The sequence below is a fragment of the Tardiphaga sp. 285_C5_N1_2 genome (assembly GCF_052076065.1).
Taxonomy (GTDB): Bacteria; Pseudomonadota; Alphaproteobacteria; order Rhizobiales; family Xanthobacteraceae; genus Tardiphaga; species Tardiphaga robiniae.
In genome coordinates this window covers 6,103,829-6,122,152 of the sequence record NZ_CP197241.1, presented here as the reverse complement: position 1 = coordinate 6,122,152, position 18,324 = coordinate 6,103,829, and the positions used below count along the sequence as shown (strand labels likewise).

General features: G+C 61.6%; 13 protein-coding genes. 7 read left to right on the top strand and 6 right to left on the bottom strand.

The window, feature by feature from the left end:
• Nucleotides 1–24 precede the first annotated feature (24 nt).
• Both msrA and AB7951_RS29000 read right to left on the bottom strand, forming a co-directional pair.
• Nucleotides 25–681: a peptide-methionine (S)-S-oxide reductase MsrA gene (gene msrA, locus AB7951_RS29005; protein WP_120287555.1), complete on the bottom strand. Its 657-nt coding sequence runs from the start codon at nucleotides 679–681 to the stop codon at nucleotides 25–27.
• Between the two features lie 183 nt (nucleotides 682–864).
• Nucleotides 865–1,179, bottom strand: coding sequence for a hypothetical protein (locus AB7951_RS29000; protein ID WP_068729932.1), 315 nt, complete (start codon nucleotides 1,177–1,179; stop codon nucleotides 865–867).
• Between the two features lie 355 nt (nucleotides 1,180–1,534).
• Between AB7951_RS29000 and rpsT the strand changes: the two genes are divergently transcribed.
• From rpsT to gyrB, 7 genes are all read left to right on the top strand, one after another.
• Nucleotides 1,535–1,801: a 30S ribosomal protein S20 gene (gene rpsT / locus AB7951_RS28995; RefSeq protein WP_068729934.1), complete on the top strand. Its 267-nt coding sequence runs from the start codon at nucleotides 1,535–1,537 to the stop codon at nucleotides 1,799–1,801.
• Between the two features lie 1,225 nt (nucleotides 1,802–3,026).
• Nucleotides 3,027–4,460, top strand: a complete 1,434-nt coding sequence (gene dnaA / locus AB7951_RS28990) for a chromosomal replication initiator protein DnaA (protein WP_120287556.1) — start codon at nucleotides 3,027–3,029, stop codon at nucleotides 4,458–4,460.
• Between the two features lie 243 nt (nucleotides 4,461–4,703).
• Nucleotides 4,704–5,822 (top strand): DNA polymerase III subunit beta, encoded by a 1,119-nt coding sequence (gene dnaN, locus AB7951_RS28985; protein WP_089263411.1) that lies wholly within the window; start codon nucleotides 4,704–4,706, stop codon nucleotides 5,820–5,822.
• A gap of 210 nt (nucleotides 5,823–6,032) precedes the next feature.
• Nucleotides 6,033–7,181, top strand: a complete 1,149-nt coding sequence (gene recF / locus AB7951_RS28980; RefSeq protein WP_439062023.1) for a DNA replication/repair protein RecF — start codon at nucleotides 6,033–6,035, stop codon at nucleotides 7,179–7,181.
• 112 nt (nucleotides 7,182–7,293) lie between these two features.
• The gene (locus AB7951_RS28975) at nucleotides 7,294–9,453 is read left to right on the top strand and encodes a hypothetical protein (RefSeq protein ID WP_120287559.1); all 2,160 of its coding nucleotides are present in this window, start codon (nucleotides 7,294–7,296) and stop codon (nucleotides 9,451–9,453) included.
• Between the two features lie 158 nt (nucleotides 9,454–9,611).
• Nucleotides 9,612–10,706 (top strand): FUSC family protein, encoded by a 1,095-nt coding sequence (locus AB7951_RS28970; RefSeq protein WP_199711981.1) that lies wholly within the window; start codon nucleotides 9,612–9,614, stop codon nucleotides 10,704–10,706.
• Between the two features lie 226 nt (nucleotides 10,707–10,932).
• The gene (gyrB, locus tag AB7951_RS28965) at nucleotides 10,933–13,374 is read left to right on the top strand and encodes a DNA topoisomerase (ATP-hydrolyzing) subunit B (protein ID WP_120287561.1); all 2,442 of its coding nucleotides are present in this window, start codon (nucleotides 10,933–10,935) and stop codon (nucleotides 13,372–13,374) included.
• 66 nt (nucleotides 13,375–13,440) lie between these two features.
• On the opposite strand, the gene AB7951_RS28960 is transcribed toward gyrB, so the two are convergent.
• The 4 genes from AB7951_RS28960 to AB7951_RS28945 all read right to left on the bottom strand — a co-directional run bounded on the left by AB7951_RS28960 (nucleotide 13,441) and on the right by AB7951_RS28945 (nucleotide 18,219).
• Nucleotides 13,441–14,670 carry an ABC transporter substrate-binding protein gene (locus AB7951_RS28960; RefSeq protein ID WP_120287562.1) on the bottom strand — a complete coding sequence of 410 codons (1,230 nt, stop codon included), beginning with the start codon at nucleotides 14,668–14,670 and terminating at the stop codon, nucleotides 13,441–13,443.
• 76 nt (nucleotides 14,671–14,746) lie between these two features.
• Entirely contained in the window at nucleotides 14,747–15,505 is a 759-nt protein-coding gene (locus tag AB7951_RS28955; protein ID WP_120287563.1) for an enoyl-CoA hydratase/isomerase family protein, read from the bottom strand.
• On the bottom strand, nucleotides 15,505–16,743 hold the full coding sequence (locus AB7951_RS28950; protein ID WP_439062024.1) for a CaiB/BaiF CoA transferase family protein: 1,239 nt from the start codon (nucleotides 16,741–16,743) through the stop codon (nucleotides 15,505–15,507). The genes AB7951_RS28955 and AB7951_RS28950 overlap by 1 nt, the downstream gene beginning before the upstream one ends.
• A 165-nt stretch (nucleotides 16,744–16,908) precedes the next feature.
• Complete coding sequence (locus AB7951_RS28945) at nucleotides 16,909–18,219, bottom strand: hydroxymethylglutaryl-CoA reductase, degradative (RefSeq protein ID WP_120287565.1); 1,311 nt, start codon at nucleotides 18,217–18,219, stop codon at nucleotides 16,909–16,911.
• Nucleotides 18,220–18,324: the final 105 nt, after the last annotated feature.

Here is an 18,324-nt window from a genome sequence, read left to right as displayed (position 1 = left end):
TATCTACACTTAGCCGTGGTCAGCTCAGGCCGTGACGCCGACCCCGATCGGGCACGACACACCTGTGCCGCCGAGACCGCAATAGCCGCCAGGATTCTTTGCCAGATACTGCTGGTGATAGTCCTCGGCGAAGTAGAACTTCCCGGCCGGCGCAATCTCGGTGGTGATGGCGCCGAGGCCCTTCGCGGACAGTGCCTTCTGATACGCCGCCTTCGACGCTGCGACGGCATCGCGCTGTGCATCGCTGAAGGTGTAGATCGCGGAACGATATTGCGAGCCGATGTCGTTGCCCTGACGCATGCCCTGGGTCGGGTCGTGGCTTTCCCAGAACGTCTTCAGGAGCTGCTCATAAGAAATCTTCTTCGGATCGAACACCACCAGCACCGCTTCGGTATGACCGGTGCGACCCGAGCAGGTCTCTTCATAGGTCGGGTTCGGCGTGAAGCCACCGGCATAGCCGACCGCGGTCGTATAGATGCCATCGCCGAGCTCCCAGAACTTGCGCTCGGCTCCCCAGAAGCAACCGAGCCCGAACACCGCCCGCTCAACTCCTTCTGGATAGGGCGGCTGGATGTTGCTGCCATTGACGAAGTGATGCTTGGCAGTGGGGATCGGCGTATCGCGACCGGGCAGTGCTTCGGCGGCGGTCGGCAATGCAGCGGTCTTGCGCATGAAAAGCATGGATCATCTCCCGGCGCGCTCGCGAACGAAGTGGACTCCGGTTCGCTGGACGAACGCGCAGATCTGGGGCCAACAGCACCCGCGAGGCAGAACCGGATTCACTCCTGCCGCGCGGCGTATCTCAGGTGGCAATATAGGTATCTACGAGGGAAAGGGCAGGTGTGTTACGTCGTCGAGCGCCGTTCAATTCCGCGAATAGCCGATCAACGGCTTGCTTGGCCGAAACAACAGCATCAGCACGATGCCGAGCACGCCCATGACGGCCCAGGCCGGCTGGTTGAGCAGCAATTTGAGAAGCCCGCTGAGGAACGGCGCATTGGCATCGACCATCGCCTGGAAGGAACGCTGGCTGGCCTGGTTGATGTCGTTCCAGAACTCCCCGAGCCGGGTCAGCCGCAGCGCCTGATCGGCAATCGAGCGCGCCCCATCATAGACCAGGAACACGAACCCACCGGCCAGCAATAACAGCCCTATCAGGCGGAAAAACCCGCGGATCATCCGAATCCCCTCATCGCTCTCACCCCCGGCAATACCGGGCAAACCCGAGAAATTCAACCTCATCAGCAACTTAACCGCCACTCTGCGGCTGTTTTTCGTCTAAGGGCGCAGCCGGAAGGCGTTGACGGTGGAAATCGGGCACTCTATAAGGAGCGCCAATGGCGGTGGGCGCAATCCCGCCGCCGCTGTTCTTTGAGCGGCGCGCCCCGTGAGTTTCGAAACGCGTGAGCTTTGCCGCTCCGGGGATAGCATTTTCAGGAACACCCCGGAAACAGATCAGCGTTGGCCGCAGTCGAGCGGCAGACGTCAATCAGCCCGGCGCCCGAGACGGGACGCTGCTGAAGGATAGTGAGATATGGCCAATACGACCTCCGCCAAGAAGGCGACGCGCAAGATTGCCCGCCGCACCATCGTCAACAAATCCCGCCGCACCCAGATGCGCGGTGCAGTCCGCACCGTCGAGGCGGCGATCAAGAGCGGCGACCGCGAAGCGGCGCTGAAGGCGATGAAGCTCGCCGAACCCGAACTGATGAAGGCTGCTCAGCGCAACCTCGTTCACAAGAATCTCGCAAGCCGCAAGGTCTCGCGTCTCGTCCATCAGATCGCGAAGCTCGCGCAGTAATCTGACGACAACATTCTTTCCAAAAAGCCCGGCTTCACGCCGGGCTTTTTTTATGCCGCAATGCGTTCGCGCTATCGCGTCACAAATTCTGATGAAGCGCAAAGACCCCCGCGCGCTTGCGCGATGCGCGTCTCGTCATGTCTCTTCAACGGCACAGCCGGAACGCACAACGCATCACACCGAGTGCCAATCCGCGTTATCGCTTGCGTCAGCGTGATTCTGAAAAAGCAACAGCGCCACGCCGCCAGCGCGAGTCCGATGTCTAGGGTTACCCTGACTCAACGCACAGAAAAAAACGCGCGGCTCTAATCACTTATCGGCATAGCGAAGCGGACCAGTTTGAAAACGCGGACTCGGCCCCTTCATTCGTAAATGAATTATGAATTTCTTTTTTCGCTGGATCGAATCTGCAACGGCACTGTCACATTACGATTCAGCGCGTTGATTCAAAACCTTGACGCATCGTCAAAAAAATCACGACGTGTTCCGGGCTGCGCAAGTGAGGCTTTTGCGGGGCACCTGAAAAATGATTCCGTTGCGAGAAACCGGGCGTGCTGTATTTCTTTAATCACTCGCGGCGCCCGCGGTTCTTCAGATCAGAGCGATTTAAGAACCAGGACGGACCTTAGGATCAGCGACGGTCTTCAGGTTAGCGACACCTTCCAAGCTTTGATCGGATCGCAGCCCATAGCAATATGGGAAGGGTTGTTCTGTGTCGAAATTTCTCGGGTATCCATTCGGATGCTTTGAAAAGAAATGCGCACCGGCCAATCGCAACCAGCAAAGCTGACGGTGCGGAAGTAAGCGGGCAGGCGAGCGGGCAAGACGACGATACGGGAATACGACTGAACGAGTTTCGATGTTCAGCGTTGCGGACTGACTTTGAACCACATGTGAACTGACATCTTGCCGCGAGCGACCGCGGTGAGCGGGGGAGGCTTTATGCGCAAATCGACCACGACAGCATTCCAGCGACCGCGATCTGCGTCTCGTTCAGATACGGCGACCCACACCTCCGCCCACGTTCCCGACAGACCCTCCAGTACGCGCTGACCTCGCGACGAGGTCCTCTTCGACATCACTGATCTGACCTCGGCCGGATGGCCGTTGGCGGAGCTGTGCCCGAAGACGACGCGTCACACGAGGTCGCACCGCGTCTCCATACGCGGACATTCATCGGCAGCGTTGTGCCGGACACTCACTCTATCTGAAAAGTTCTCTGACAATGGCTAATATGGAACAGGATCACTGGTCTCGCGTGAAAGGTCGGCTGCGGTCGACGGTTGGCGAAGACGTTTACTCCAGCTGGTTCGCGCGGATGGATCTCGAAAGCGTGCAGGACGACAGCGTCCATCTTTCGGTACCCACCCGATTCCTGAAGAGCTGGATCCAGGCCCACTACGCCGAGCGCGTGCTGAACGCCTGGCAGGCCGAGATGCCGCAAGTTCATCGCGTCGATCTCACCGTGCGTTCGGCGATGCGCAACGTTGCGCCCGCCAACAAGGAAGCCGCAGCGCCGACCGAAGCACGCCGCACCGAGACGTTCAACAACCGTCCCGCGCACGAACTCCGTGCCACGGCCACCGCGCCGGTGTCCGCAAGCCATGAAGCACTCGGCGGCTCGCCGCTCGATCCGCGCCTGACTTTTGCGAGCTTCGTGCTCGGCCGCGCCAACACGCTGGCTCATGCTGCCGCGCGTCAGGTCGCCGAAGGTCGCCGCGGCGATCCGGTGATGTTCAACCCGCTTTACATCCATGCCGGCGTCGGCCTCGGCAAAACCCATCTGTTGCAGGCCGTGACTTGGGCTGGCAATTCCGGCCCCGACCGCAAGGTGCTGTATCTCACCGCCGAGAAGTTCATGTACGGCTTCGTCGCAGCGCTGAAGACGCAGACGGCACTCGCCTTCAAGGAAGCGCTGCGCGGCATCGACGTGCTGGTGATCGACGACATGCAGTTCCTGCAGGGCAAGACCACGCAGGCCGAATTCTGTCACACACTGAATGCGCTGATCGATGCTGGCCGCCAGGTGGTGATCGCCGCTGATCGTCCGCCATCGGATCTGGAAAGCCTCGACGAACGCGTGCGTTCGCGCCTCGCCGGCGGTCTCGTCGTCGAAATGAGCTCGCTCGGCGAAGAGCTGCGCCTGGGCATCCTGAAATCGCGCGTTGCCGCCGCGCGTGCACATCACGCCTCGTTCGAGGTGCCGGAGCCGGTGCTGGACTATCTGGCCCGCACCATCACCCATAACGGCCGCGACCTCGAAGGCGCAATCAACCGCCTGCTGGCGCATTCGAAGCTGAACGCCACGCCGGTCACGCTGGAAATGGCCGAGCGCGAAGTGCGCGACCTGATCCGCCCGCAGGAGCCAAAGCGCATCAAGATCGAGGACATCCAGCGTGTCGTCGCGCGTCAGTACAATGTCAGCCGGTCCGACCTCCTGTCGTCGCGCCGCACCGCCAATGTCGTGCGCCCCCGTCAGGTTGCGATGTATCTGGCCAAGACCCTGACGCTGCGCTCGCTGCCGGAAATCGGCCGCCGCTTCGGTGGCCGCGATCACACCACGGTTCTGCATGCCGTGCGCAAGATCGAGGCGCTGGTCGGCAAGGACGTGGCCCTGCAGGATGAGGTCGAGACGCTGAAGCGCCAGCTACAGGAGTAAAAGCGTCCCCGCCCCCGGTGCGCCAAAGTGTGCGCCGGGCAGGACGAGGGTGTTAACCGTCAAAACATTGGGGGCCGGAAGCGCATCTCTCTTGCGCTTCCCGGCCATCCACGCCACCTTGCGGTCCCCCGCGGGATTGAGCAAAATCCACTTGATCGAGCTTGCGGGTGTCATCGCCGCGGCGCCCATTCGGGCCGCCAGGCATTTCCACACGACACCGGATTGAATCGGGCGGGTTTTGTTATGAAGGTCACCGTCGAACGCGCGCAACTCCTGAAGTCGCTGAGCCACGTGCATCGCGTGGTCGAGCGCCGCAACACGATTCCGATCCTGGGCAATGTGCTGATCCGCGCCGAAAATGCCCGGCTGTCGCTAAAGGCCACCGACCTCGACCTTGAAGTCACGGAAACCCTGGCCGCCGAAGTGGGCACCGCCGGTTCCACCACCGTGCCCGCGCATATGTTTTACGACATCGTCCGCAAACTGCCGGACGGCTCCCAGATCGTGCTCGAAGCCGATGGCGACCGCTCGGTGATGGCGATCCGCGCTGGACGTTCGCGCTTCACGCTGCAGACGCTGCCGGAGAATGATTTCCCGGATCTCGCCGCCGGCGAAATGACGCACTCGTTTGCGCTGCCCGCCTCCGACGTCAAGCGCCTGATCGACCGCACGCAGTTTGCGATCTCCACCGAAGAGACCCGCTATTATCTCAACGGCATCTATCTCCACGCCGCCGGCACCGCGACCGCGGCGACCCTGCGTGCCGTCGCCACCGACGGTCATCGTCTGGCACAGATCGACCTCAAGCTGCCCAAGGGCGCCGACGGCATGCCGGGCGTCATCGTGCCGCGCAAGACGGTCGGTGAAGTGCAGCGCCTGATCGAGGATTTGGAAGCCGAGATCACCATCGAGCTGTCCCAGGGCAAGATCCGCTTCACGCTCGGCAATGTGGTCCTGACCTCGAAACTGATCGACGGCACCTTCCCCGACTATGGCCGCGTGATCCCGCAGAACAACGACAAGGAACTGGTGATCGACAAGAAGGATTTCGAGAACGCAGTCGACCGCGTCTCGACGATCTCCAGCGAACGCGGCCGCGCCGTGAAACTCGCGCTGTCGGCGGGCAAGCTCGTGCTGTCGGTGACAAATCCGGATTCCGGCAGCGCGACGGAAGAGCTCGAGGTCGAATACGCCTCCGACGCGCTCGATATCGGTTTCAACTCGCGCTACCTGCTCGACATCGCCGCCCAGATCGAAGGCGAAGTCGCCGTGCTGCGCCTCGCCGATCCCGGTTCGCCGACGCTGGTACAGGACAAGGACGCCAAGGGCGCCCTCTATGTGCTGATGCCGATGCGGGTGTGAGTTCCTTCAGGTGTCGTCCCCGCGAAAGCGGGGATCCATAGCTTCCGAAGAACTAGTTGCAGCCAGGTAGCCACGACTCTGCCGTTTTAATTGTGCCGGCCGTGGTTATGGATCCCCGCCCCGCATGCGCCTTCGGCGCACTCGGCGGGGATGACGACGGAGATTGGCGCGGCGCGTTGCGACGACTTTAGCTGAGTCCCATATTCACGAATGACCGCCTCCCGCATCCATCGCCTGTCACTCACCAATTTCCGCAGCTATCGCGCGGCGTCGCTGGAGGCGTCGGCGGACATGGTCGCCCTCGTCGGCCCGAACGGCGCCGGCAAAACAAATTGCATCGAAGCGATCTCGTTTCTGTCGCCCGGCCGCGGCCTGCGCCGCGCGACGCTCGAAGACGTTGCGAATAACGAAGGCGACGGTTCCTGGGCCGTGTCGGCGACAGTCGAGGGTGAGGTTGGTCTCGCCACACTCGGCACCGGCATCGATGCCCCCGCGGCAGAAGGTGCGTCCACCAGCCGTCGCTGTCGTATCGACCGGGAGCCTGTCGGTTCTGCCGCGGCATTCGGCGATCACCTGCGCATGGTGTGGCTGACGCCAGCCATGGACCAGCTGTTCATGGGCGCCGCCTCCGAACGCCGGCGCTTCTTCGACCGCCTCGTGCTGGCCATCGACAAGGATCACTCCGGTCGCGTCTCCGCGCTCGAGCGAAGCCTGCGTTCGCGCAACCGCTTGCTCGAAGACCGGAACAGCGACGCCCACTGGCTCGACGCCATCGAGCGGGAGACAGCCGAACTCGCGGTCGCCGTCGCCGCGACACGGGGCCAGACTGCAATGCGGCTCGCAGAGATGCTCCGCGTCCGCGGCGAAGCCTCGGCCTTTCCATCCGCACTCATCATGCTCGACGGCTGGATGGAGAATGCGCTGGTCAATGAACCGGCCACAGCGGTCGAAGATCGCTATCGCCAGATCTTGCGCGATGGTCGCACCCGTGATGCCGCCGCCGGCCGCACGCTCGACGGCCCGCATCTCACCGATCTGCAGGTGATCTATGCGCCGAAAAACATGCCGGCGCGCGATGCCTCCACCGGCGAACAGAAGGCCCTGCTGATCGGGCTCATCCTCGCCCACGCCACGCTGGTCGCCGAGATGACCGGCATCACGCCGCTCTTGTTACTTGACGAAGTCGTCGCCCATCTCGACCCTGATCGGCGCAAGTCGCTGTTCGGCGAACTCTCGAAATTGGGCGCCCAGGTCTGGATGACCGGCGCCGATCCTGTTGCTTTCGCAGATATCGGCCCATCCGGCGGGATTTTCGACGTCGCCAATGGGCGTATCGCGCGTCGCCAGCCGGCCGGTTGAACCAAAGCAACACCTCCCACAACTCACTCTATGTGCCCCGCGCAAATGATGTCGCTGCCCTTGTGGGCAGCGCTTTTGCATGCACGCAAGCAAACGCCGGAGGCTTTCAGTGATGTTTTCAAGCAAGCACGGGGCGCAGGTCCAGGCCAGACGCTATCTGTTAGCCCTGCTCGTCAGCACCGCCATCGCTGGCGGCTCGCTGGCCTGCCGTGCGGAAGACGGCCTGGTGGATGTGAGAACGCTGCCGCATATCGAAGGCGCGATGGCCCGGCCTGAAGCCACCAAATACCCCAATCTCAGCGCCAGCTATTTCGGCGCAGGCAACGTCGCGGACACCATTGCCAACACCGGAAAATTACTCGCAGCCGATGGCTGGATCGCCTACACGCCGCCGCTCGAGGGATCAGATCGCAATCGCTGGTACAAGAAGGGTGCGCAGGGTGTGTCGGCCTCTTTTATGAGCGACGGCAGTAGAACCGATCGGTCGGGCGTCAGCTACAGCTCGCAGCGCCTGGAAGTGAACCTGCCTTTCCCCGATCGCGCGACCGATATCGTCTATGACGAACGGCGGCCGTATCTTGGATGCACGACGGCTGAAACCGTTGATGCGACGCTCGCTTTCTTTCAGAAAGAACTCGCTACATTGGGCTGGTCGCCGCTGTCCGCGGGCGCAGCCGAGGCGCGTTGGCCGGATGCGAAGATCGACGAGACGATCGCGAATGGCGTGCGCGTCTATTTTTCTCGTGACGGCAACACGCGGCAATTGCCGGTGATGCTGACCTTGCAGCGGAGCGCCGATAACAAGACCAGCGTCGAAATTCGCGTCGCGCCCTTCGCGCTTCCGCAAGATCTCGCTGCGGGCCCTGAATCCGCAGGCCTGCCGCGACCGGAACGCATTAAATCCGCAGGAACCACGGGCAGCGCGGATTCCATCAAGCGTGAAGCGCATGCGCTGATCCCGGCTGAACTTGGCCCGGTGCTGGCCTTCTATCGCCGCGAACTCGGCAAGAAGGGCTGGGTCGAACAGAGCAAGGACACCGTCGTCACCGCCGATCGCGCCTCGCTCGCATTCACATCGCCGGAAGAGACGGCAACGATGCAGATCGGTCGCAAATACGATCTGACCACCGTGCAGATCAACGTACAGGTTCTGCCATCGGTGATCACTGCGCGCGCCAAGGCCAAGAAGGAAACAGACGACCGCTTTATCAAGGATGCACTCGCGTTCGGGCAAGCGGCTATTGCCGAAGCGGATGCGAAGCGCGCAGCGGCACAAGCCGCGCGTGGGCCGGAAACTGCGTTGCGCGCGATGGACGGTTCGACACCGATTCCCGTCCCCGACACCGCCAGCGAGATCGACTTCGACGGCGCCGATGGCAGGCTCGCATTCAACAGCTCATCAAGCGTCAGCGCGCTGGCGGATTTTTACCGCAGCGGAATGAAGACGCTCGGCTGGAAGAGCACGCCGTCAGTCATCAACAATCCCAATATGGTGGTGTTGAATTTCAGCAAGGCCAAGCAGAGCATCTCGCTGACGGCGATGCAGATGGGCCCGAAGGTCAATGTCACGGCGACAGGCTCGGGCCTGAAGGGCGTGCCAGTCGCGGCCGTTGCCAACACCACCACGGGCAACGCCAAGAGCGCCGAACAGGTTCTCGAGTCCGATGGCGACACCGATTATCCCACGCCGAAGCAGCGGACGTTGCGATCGCTGGGTACTTCAGGGCTGCCAAGCGGCGCGCCGTTCAGACATGAGTTGAGTGCATCTGTGCCTGCGGGACTGGACTCGGTTCTGGCGTTCTACCGACGCGAACTCACGCAGCGACAGTGGCAGGAAGACACGAAGAGCGCTGTCATCAAGCCGGACAGCGCCACGCTCGCCTTCAAGGCCCCCGATGGGCCGGCCATGCTGAAGCTGGAACGCCGCAACGACGAGACCACGGTCAGTCTGGTGGTGCGCCATCCCGCAGAAGCGACGAAGGCGGGCATCCTGCCTGCACTGGGCAAGGTTCGGCTGCTGTTCGGCAATATGGGTGACGCGGAAGTGTCAGTCAGCGTCAATAACAAGACGATCAAGGTCGCGCCCGGCGTGGGCGGACCGCAAAATCCGAACGGTCCGACGATGGAACTGCCGCCCGGCGCCTACAAGGTCACGATCAAGGCCGCGGGCAAGCCCGCGCATGACAGCACGATCAAGGTCGCAGCCAACGACAGCTGGGGCCTGATGGTTGGCCCTGACGGTCGGGATATCCTCCCGCTGCAACTCTACTAAGAACAAAACGTGCAAGCGCGCCAGGGCGCGCTTCCGCCACTGCATTGGGCCATGAGAAATCGTCTGTTGTAGACCACGTTCGACAGCATAAATATCTGGCCATGCTGGTATTTTTGGCCATTCATCTGTCGCGGATCGCACGCGCGTTCGGAACCGAAATGCGTTCGCTTCCGATTCCCGGACCGCGCATGATCGATGAGGCCGAATGCATCTGTTCGGTGCTGCTGGCGATCGTCTTGTCGCACGCCATCGGCGCTGAGAATGTCGGCTGGGCCGCATTCTCCGGCTACATGGTGATGCGCTCGCACGTCACCGAAAGCTTCACCCGCGGGCTGCTCCGTGTGATCGGGACGCTCGCAGGTGCAGGGCTCGCGCTTGCCGCGGCGCCGTTCGTGCTCAAGCAGCCATTGTTGCTGAGTCTCGGTCTTCTGATCGGCGGCGGCGTCACGCTCTATTTCGCCATCGTCGGCCGCCGCGCCTATGCTTGGCTGTTCACCGGCCTCACTTTCCTGATGGTGCTGATCGAAGGCATGGAGCATGCGCGCGAGCCGATCCTGCGCTTTGCCTCGACGCGCGTGCTCGAAGTGCTGGCCGGTACCACCGCTTGCGTCATCGTCAGTGCGATCTCGACCTGGACAGTGCGGCGCGCGCTACCGAATCCGGACAACAATCTGCGCGCCAAGCCGGTCGACCAGCCGACGCGGCAATGGCACGCCACGGTAGCGCGTCACGCTCTGGTCGGCGGCATTGCATTGGCGCTGATCCCGTGGGCCTGGCAGTGGCTCGGCATCCCGTCGCTCAGCCAATCCAGCATCACGATCTTCGCGGTCATGCTGGTGCCCGCCGCCTCGCTGGCGGAGGGCATGCTCAGCCCGGTTTCCTCGCGCATGATGAACCGGCTGGTCGGCTGTCTCGCGGGCGGTCTGCTGGCCAGCGCAATCCTGCTGGTCAGCCAACATTCGCCTGTCGTGATGACCATCGGACTCGCGCTCGGCGTCATGATCGGCCGTCACATCGAAAATGGTCCGCCCTCCATGAGTTATGCGGGCCTGCAATTCACTTTGGCCTTCCTCGTGGTGCTGGTGCCTGACAACTATGCCAATGCCGCCCTGGAGCCCGGTTATGACCGCCTGTTTGGCATTCTGTTCGGAATGGTTCTGCTGGAGCCTGTCGTGCTGGCCGCGCATTTGATCGCCCGGCGCGGCCTGAAGGGGACCCCCGCCAAACCGGCTGCAGGATTGGCCGAAAAATAGCCTCTCGGATGCACGTAAGCCGCGCATTTCGACGCCCGGAACAGGCGCGAAATCAGGCTACGAAAACGGTCTCAAATCGGCTTGAAACGGCGCCAAAAAAACCTATTTATTCAATAGCTTGCGGCGCGTTACTTTGCGCTAGGCGCAATGCGCCTTTCATGGCACAAATAGAGCGATTCAAGCGCCGTTTTCCGCGCTGATTCGGCACACCTTCGAAGGCCCCTACATGACTGAACCAGCCCGGCAACCCATCGCCGACACTGAGCATGCCATTCCCATCGAATACGGTGCGGAATCGATCCGGGTCCTGAAGGGACTCGACGCCGTCCGCAAGCGCCCGGGCATGTATATCGGCGATACGGACGATGGTTCGGGCCTGCATCACATGGTCTACGAAGTAGTCGACAACGCGATCGACGAAGCGCTTGCGGGTCACGCCAGCGCCGTCGAAGTTATTCTGAATGCCGATGGCTCGGTGACGGTGCGCGACGACGGTCGCGGCATTCCCGTGGACATTCACAAGGGCGAAGGCATTTCGGCGGCCGAGGTCATCATGACCCAGCTCCATGCCGGCGGAAAATTCGACCAGAACTCCTACAAGGTATCCGGCGGTCTGCATGGCGTCGGCGTGTCCGTCGTCAACGCGCTGTCGAGCAGACTGATCCTGCGCGTCTGGCGCAACGACAAAGAGCACCGCATCGAATTCGCCCATGGCGACGCGGTGGCGCCGCTCTCGGTGGTCGGCGATGCCAATGGCAGGCGCGGCACCGAAGTGACGTTCTATGCCTCGGCGGAAACATTCACGACACTCGAATATGATTTCGCGACACTCGAACATCGTCTGCGCGAGCTCGCCTTCCTGAATTCCGGCGTCAACATCAGATTGTCGGATCTGCGTCATCCGGTCGAGAAGACCGAGAACATGATGTATGAGGGCGGCGTCGAGGAATTCGTCAAATATCTCGACCGCAACAAGAAGGCGATGGTGCCGACGCCGATCGTAATGCGCGCCGAACAGAGCGGCATCAGTGTCGAAGTCGCAATGTGGTGGAACGACAGCTACCACGAGAACGTGCTGTGTTTTACCAACAACATCCCGCAGCGCGACGGTGGTACCCATCTGGCCGGTTTCCGTGGCGCGCTGACGCGCCAAGTCAACGGCTATGCCGAAGTTGTCGCCAAGAAGGAAAAGATCGCGCTGACAGGCGACGATTGCCGCGAAGGTCTCACTGCCGTGCTGTCAGTGAAAGTGCCCGATCCGAAATTTTCGTCGCAGACCAAGGACAAGCTGGTGTCCTCGGAAGTGCGTCCGGTGGTCGAGAACGTTCTCAACGAAGCCCTTGCCTCGTGGTTTGAGGAACATCCGACCGAAGCCAAGATCATCGTCAGTAAGGTGATCGAGGCCGGCGCCGCCCGCGAAGCCGCGCGCAAGGCCCGCGAACTGACTCGGCGCAAGGGCGCGCTGGATATCGCCTCCCTGCCCGGCAAGCTGGCTGACTGCCAGGAGCGCGATCCCGCCAAGTCCGAACTGTTCATCGTCGAGGGTGACTCGGCGGGCGGCTCCGCGAAACAGGGCCGCAACCGCGAATTCCAGGCCGTGTTGCCGCTGCGCGGCAAGATCCTCAATGTCGAGCGCGCGCGCTTCGACAAGATGCTCGGCTCCGAACAGATCGGCACGCTGATCACGGCGCTCGGCACCGGCATCGGCCGCGACGACTTCGACCTGTCGAAACTGCGTTATCACAAGATCATCCTGATGACGGACGCCGACGTCGATGGCGCGCATATCCGCACGCTGCTGCTGACGTTCTTCTTCCGCCAGATGCCGACGCTGATCGAAGGCGGCTATCTCTACATCGCGCAGCCGCCGCTTTACAAAGTGACGCGCGGCAAGTCCGAGCAATACCTCAAGGACGAGCGGGCGCTGGAAGATTACCTGATCGATACCGGTCTCGACGACTGCATCTTCAAGCTCGCTTCGGGCGAGGATCGCACAGGCCGCGATCTGCTAGCGCTGGTGGAAGATGCCCGCATCATCCGCGGCACTCTCAACAATCTGCACTCGCGCTATAATCGCAAAGTCGTCGAGCAGGCCGCAATCGCTGGCGTGCTCAATCCGCGGGTCACCGCTGATCTCGCCACCGCCAATGCCGCTGCCGACTACATCGCCAAGCGACTGGACGCGCTGGCCGACGAAGTCGAGCGTGGCTGGATCGGTGAATTCCGCGAAGGCCAGGGCTTCTTCTTCGAACGTACGATTCGCGGTGTGAAGGACGTCTCCTTTATCGACGACGCCCTGCTCGGCTCCGCCGATGCGCGCAAGCTCGACGAATATGCCGGCAGCCTGCAGGAAGCCTATCCGAAATCCGGCGTCCTGCGCCGCAAGGACATCGAATTCCCGATTCACGGCCCCGTCTCGCTGTTCGAGGCCGTCACCGACGCCGGCCGCAAGGGCGTGGCCCTGCAGCGCTACAAAGGTCTGGGCGAGATGAACCCCGGCCAGCTCTGGGAAACCACGCTCGACACCAATGAGCGTTCGCTGCTGCAAGTCCGGGTCAAGGAAGTCGACGAGGCCGACGACATCTTCACCAAACTGATGGGCGATGTGGTCGAACCGCGCCGCGAATTCATCCAGGACAATTCGCTCAGCGCGAATGTGGACGTGTAAGCGTATCGCACCCTAGAGATAAAACTGAAAAGGCCCGCCATTCTGGCGGGCCTTTTTGCGTTTATCTTACTTCTTCACCAGCGGGCAGCGCGACTGCGCCAACGGCTGAAACGCCTGATCGGCGGGTACCGTGGCGAGCAGTTTGTAATAGTCCCATGGTGCCTTGGACTCATTCGGCTTCTTCACCTCGAACAGATACATGTCGTGGACCATACGACCATCTTCGCGGATCTTGCCGTTCTTGTAGAACACGTCATTGACGGGCAGTTCACGCATCTTCTTCATCACCTCTTCGGTGCTGTCGGTGCCGGCGGCCTGCACGGCTTTCAGATAATGCAGTACCGATGAATATGTGCCGGTCTGAAGCATGTTCGGCATGGCGTTCACCTTCCCGTAGAAGCGCTTCGACCATTTCCGCGTCTCGTCGTTCATGTCCCAATACGACGCCTCGGTGATCGTCAGCCCCTGGGCCTCCTTCAACCCGAGACCGTGAACGTCGTTGATAAATCCGGCCAGTGCCGAGAGCTTCTGGCCGCCTGCTGTCAAGCCGAACTCTGCCGCCTGCTTGATCGAATTAATGGTGTCGCCGCCGGCATTGGCGAGAGCCACAACCTTGGCCTTGGACGACTGTGCCTGCAGTAGGACGGAGGCGAAGTCCGCGGTCCCGACCGGGTGTTTCGTTGCACCGGCGACCTTGCCGCCCGATGCCTTGACGACATCGCCAGTGTCCTTCTCGAGGCCTTGACCGAACGCATAGTCCGCCGTCACGAAATACCAGGTATCGAAACCCTGGCTGACTAGCGCCTTACCTGTGCTGTTCGCGATCGCGAATGTGTCATAGGCCCAATGAGCCACATAGGGTCCACACACCTCGTTCGTGATCCGGGTCGATCCCGGCGAGCTCAGCGTGATGATCTTCTTCTTCTCCTTGGCGATTTCAAGGACGGCCAAAGCAGGCGACGACGACGCAACGTCGAGAATGACATCGACCTTGTCGGTATCGAACCATTTGCGTGCAGCGTTGGCGGCAATATCGGGCTTGTTCTGGTGATCTGCGAATACGACTTCAACCGGCATGCCGAGGACCTTGCCGCCGAAATCCTCCACGGCCATCTGCGCCGCAGTCACGGCACCCTTGCCGGTAATGTCGGCATAGACGCCCGACATATCCTCGATGACGCCGACACGGACGACGCCATCCGAGACCTGTGCGTTCTGCGCCAAAGCAGAGACGGTACAAAGAAAAACGCTGGCAATCGCCGTCGTAAAGCACGCACCCAGTTCAGATCGTCTCATATCCTCCACCCCTTTTACGTTTTTGATTTTTCAATATGCCTGCAACGCGCGATCTCTCCAGGGACCTATCGCATCGTCACTTCCCGTTTCCTCTGTTCGCAAACGCAGCCAGGCCACGCTTGGCATCCGCACTCGTGAAGGTGCGCTGACCGAGTGCGGCCTCCACGCGAAATGCTTCTGCGAGCGACAGATCCTGAAGCGTCAGCGCCGCTTCCTTGATGGTCTGGATGGCGATCGGACTCAGTGCCGCAATCCTGGCTGCCATCTCATAGGCCAGCAGTTCGACTTGTTCGGAATCGACAACCCGGTTGACGACGCCTTTGGCAAGCATGTCATCCGCGGAAAAGCGCTCCGCCGTCAGCATGATCTCCATGGCATGCGCGTAGCCGATCTGCCGGACCAGGCGCACGAGCGTGCCTCCCGCCGGCACGAAACCGTGCTTCGGTTCAGGCAGTTGAAAGACAGCGCCGCGCGCCGCGATCCGGATGTCCGTCGCCAGCATGATCTCGAACCCGCCGCCCATGCACATGCCGCGAATCGCGCTGATGACCGGCTTATAGAATCCGGGAAACTTGATGTGGGCCGGATCCCAGGCAGAGATGTCGATCGTGTCCGCCGCAAGTGCAGGAATAGACTCCCGGAGGTCAGCACCGACGCAGAAGGCGCGATCGCCCGCACCGGTCAGCACCACGGCCCGGATCTCATCGTCATCCTTGATGGCGTGGAATGCGCGGCCGAGGTCGTCATACATGGCGAGCGTCAGCGCATTCATCTTGTCCGGCCGGTTGATCCGGACCGTTGCGACGTGACTGTCCTTGGTGAAATCAATCGCCATCAGATCGCTCCCGACGCCTTGAGACGCACCAGTTCGGCCGCCGTGACATCCGCTAGCCGGGAGAGAACCTCTGCATTGTCCTCGCCAGGCAGCGGCGCTTTTTCGAACGACATCTGTCCCGCACCGGATAGCTTGATCGGCAGACCGAACATGCCGATCAGCTTTCCGGCGATCGGAACGTCGACGATCATGTTGCGCGCAGCGATGTGCGGGTCTTCCACCACTTCGGCGATGGTCTTGATGGCGCTGAGCGGAATCTTGTCGCCGGCCATCTCCTCGAGTTCGGCCTTGGTGTAGTTCGCGAACCAGCGTTCCAACAGCGGCTTGACCTTGGTCTCTGCCACCGCGTGATCGAACCGCTTCTCCATCGTATCGATGGCAGGATCTTTGGCCTGTTCCGGCTCGCCGAACAGGGTGCAGGTAATCGCCCAGAACTTGTCGGTGTAGCCGCCGAAGAAAACATAACCGTCCTTGCAGGGAAACTGGCCATAGGGCCGAACGAACGGATGATCGTTGCCCAGTGGCGAGGCGACCTCTTTCTGCGCGGTGTAACGGACCACGGCGTTCTCGGTCAGTGTCAGCACGGAGTCTTGCTGAGATACATCGACCACCTGACCGACGCCGGTCTTCTCCGCCTCTCGCAATGCTGCGAGCGTTCCGATAGCCGCATAGAGGGAAGCGGCGAGGTCCCCGATGATCGTCCCGACGCGAACGGGCGGCATATCGGCATAGCCATTCATCGACCACAGGCCGCCGGCCGCCTGCCCCGTATTGTCATAGGCCGGCTTGGATGAGTTTGGACCTGTGCGACCGAAGCCACTGATAGCGGTATAGACGAGCCTGGGATTGAGTTCGCGCAGCACCTCGTAGCTGAGGCCAAGCTTGTCCATCGTGCCGGGACGGAAGTTCTCAACGAGGATGTCGGCCTTCTGCACCAGCTTCTTCAGCAGGGCCTTGCCATCCTCGGATTTGAGATTGAGCGTGATGCCCCTCTTGTTGCGGTTGAACTGGGTGAAGAAGGCGCTGAGTTGCTCATCGCCGTTGCCGACGAAGGGTGGAAAGGTCCGCGCATAATCCGGCTCTCCGGGATGCTCCACCTTGATCACGGTGGCACCCAGGTCTGCGAACAACATCGAGCAGAATGGACCTGCGACAACACGCGTGATGTCAAGCACCGTCACGCCCTTGAGAGGACCGTTGCGCTCCTTGAGCCCACCTATCTTTTCTGCTGTGTTCACATCATCCTCCCAGTCCATACGAATGTCCGCCGACAACATCGGCACGCATGGTTTTCGTACAAGAGCATGAGTATCGAATATACATTTTCATACCCGCCGGCCGTGCAGGCGTGATGCCTGCACGAAGTTGCGTTGCACAAAGTGGCGTTAGAACGCCTCCACTTTTTACGAACGCAGCTTCTCGAGAACTTCCTTGGCGCGATCAACACGCACCTCGTGATTGGCGGCGAGCGCGACGGCGACCATCTCGATCTCGTCACCGGTGGCGCCGGCGACGATGGCGATGTTGCGCGCATGCAGTGCCATGTGCCCCTTCTGGATGCCTTCGGTGGCCAGCGCACGAAGCGCACCCATGTTCTGCGCCAGACCGACAGCAACGGCGACTTCCGCCAGTTCCTGCGCACTCTGCACGCCAAGTATCTTCAGGGCCGCTCGCGCGGCGGGATGGGTCTTGGTGGCACCGCCGACGAGGCCGAGCGCCATCGGCATCTCAATGGTGCCGACGAGATTGCCCCTGCCATCGATTTCCCAATTGGTGAGCGAGGTGTAGCGGCCAGAGCGCGAAGCCCAGACATGGGCGCCGGCCTCGATGGCGCGCCAGTCATTGCCGGTGGCGACCACCACGGGATCGATACCGTTCATAATGCCCTTGTTGTGGGTCGCAGCGCGGTAGGGATCGACGATCGCAAACGCGCAGGCCTCGACGATGCCGCGGGCGATCCGCTCGCCGCTGTATTCGTCGGTCTTCAGCGCTTCCGGTGTGACGCGCACCATGGCACGCGCGATGCGCAGATCCGCGTAATTCGACAAAATACGAAGGCGAACCTCGCCGCCGGTGATCTTCTCGATCAGCGGCGCGACCGTCTCCGCCATCGTGTTGACGGTGTTCGCGCCCATGGCATCGCGTACGTCGACGATGAGATGCACGGCCATCATCGGCCCTACCGATGTGTTTTCGAACACATGCACCTCGACGTCGCGGCAGCCGCCGCCGAGCGAGATCAGCACCTTGTCTTTGGTATTGGCCGCCTCAAGGATGGCATCGCGCTCGCGTAGCACGCGCGCACGGGCGCCGTGCACGTCGGTCACGCCTAGCACCTGCACCTGCGCACGCATGATCGGCGCTGAGCTTGAGGTCTGGAAACCGCCGCATTTGCGAACGATGCGCGCCATATAGGACGCCGCGGCCACCACCGACGGCTCCTCGACCGCCATCGGAATCAGGTAATCACGGCCGTTCACGGTGAAATTGGTGGCGATACCCACCGGCAGTTCGAAAGTGCCGATGACATTCTCGATCATGCCATTGGCGAGTTCGAGCGGCAGCGCACCGGGGCCGAAGGCCGCGCGCTCGGTATCACCGAGCGAGGTCGCGTCGATCACACGGCCCAGCCTTTCGGCAGGCGCGAGATTACGCAGATTTTCCAAACGCGAATTGATCTTTCCGGGCTGTTCGCCCGACTTCGAACCGGCCATTACGGCGCCTCCCACACAGGGTCTTCTGTTGGCGGCACGTTAGGCATCCGCGGATGACGTTCGAAAGAGACAGTTCTGAAATATTGTCCTAGACTGTACCCATGG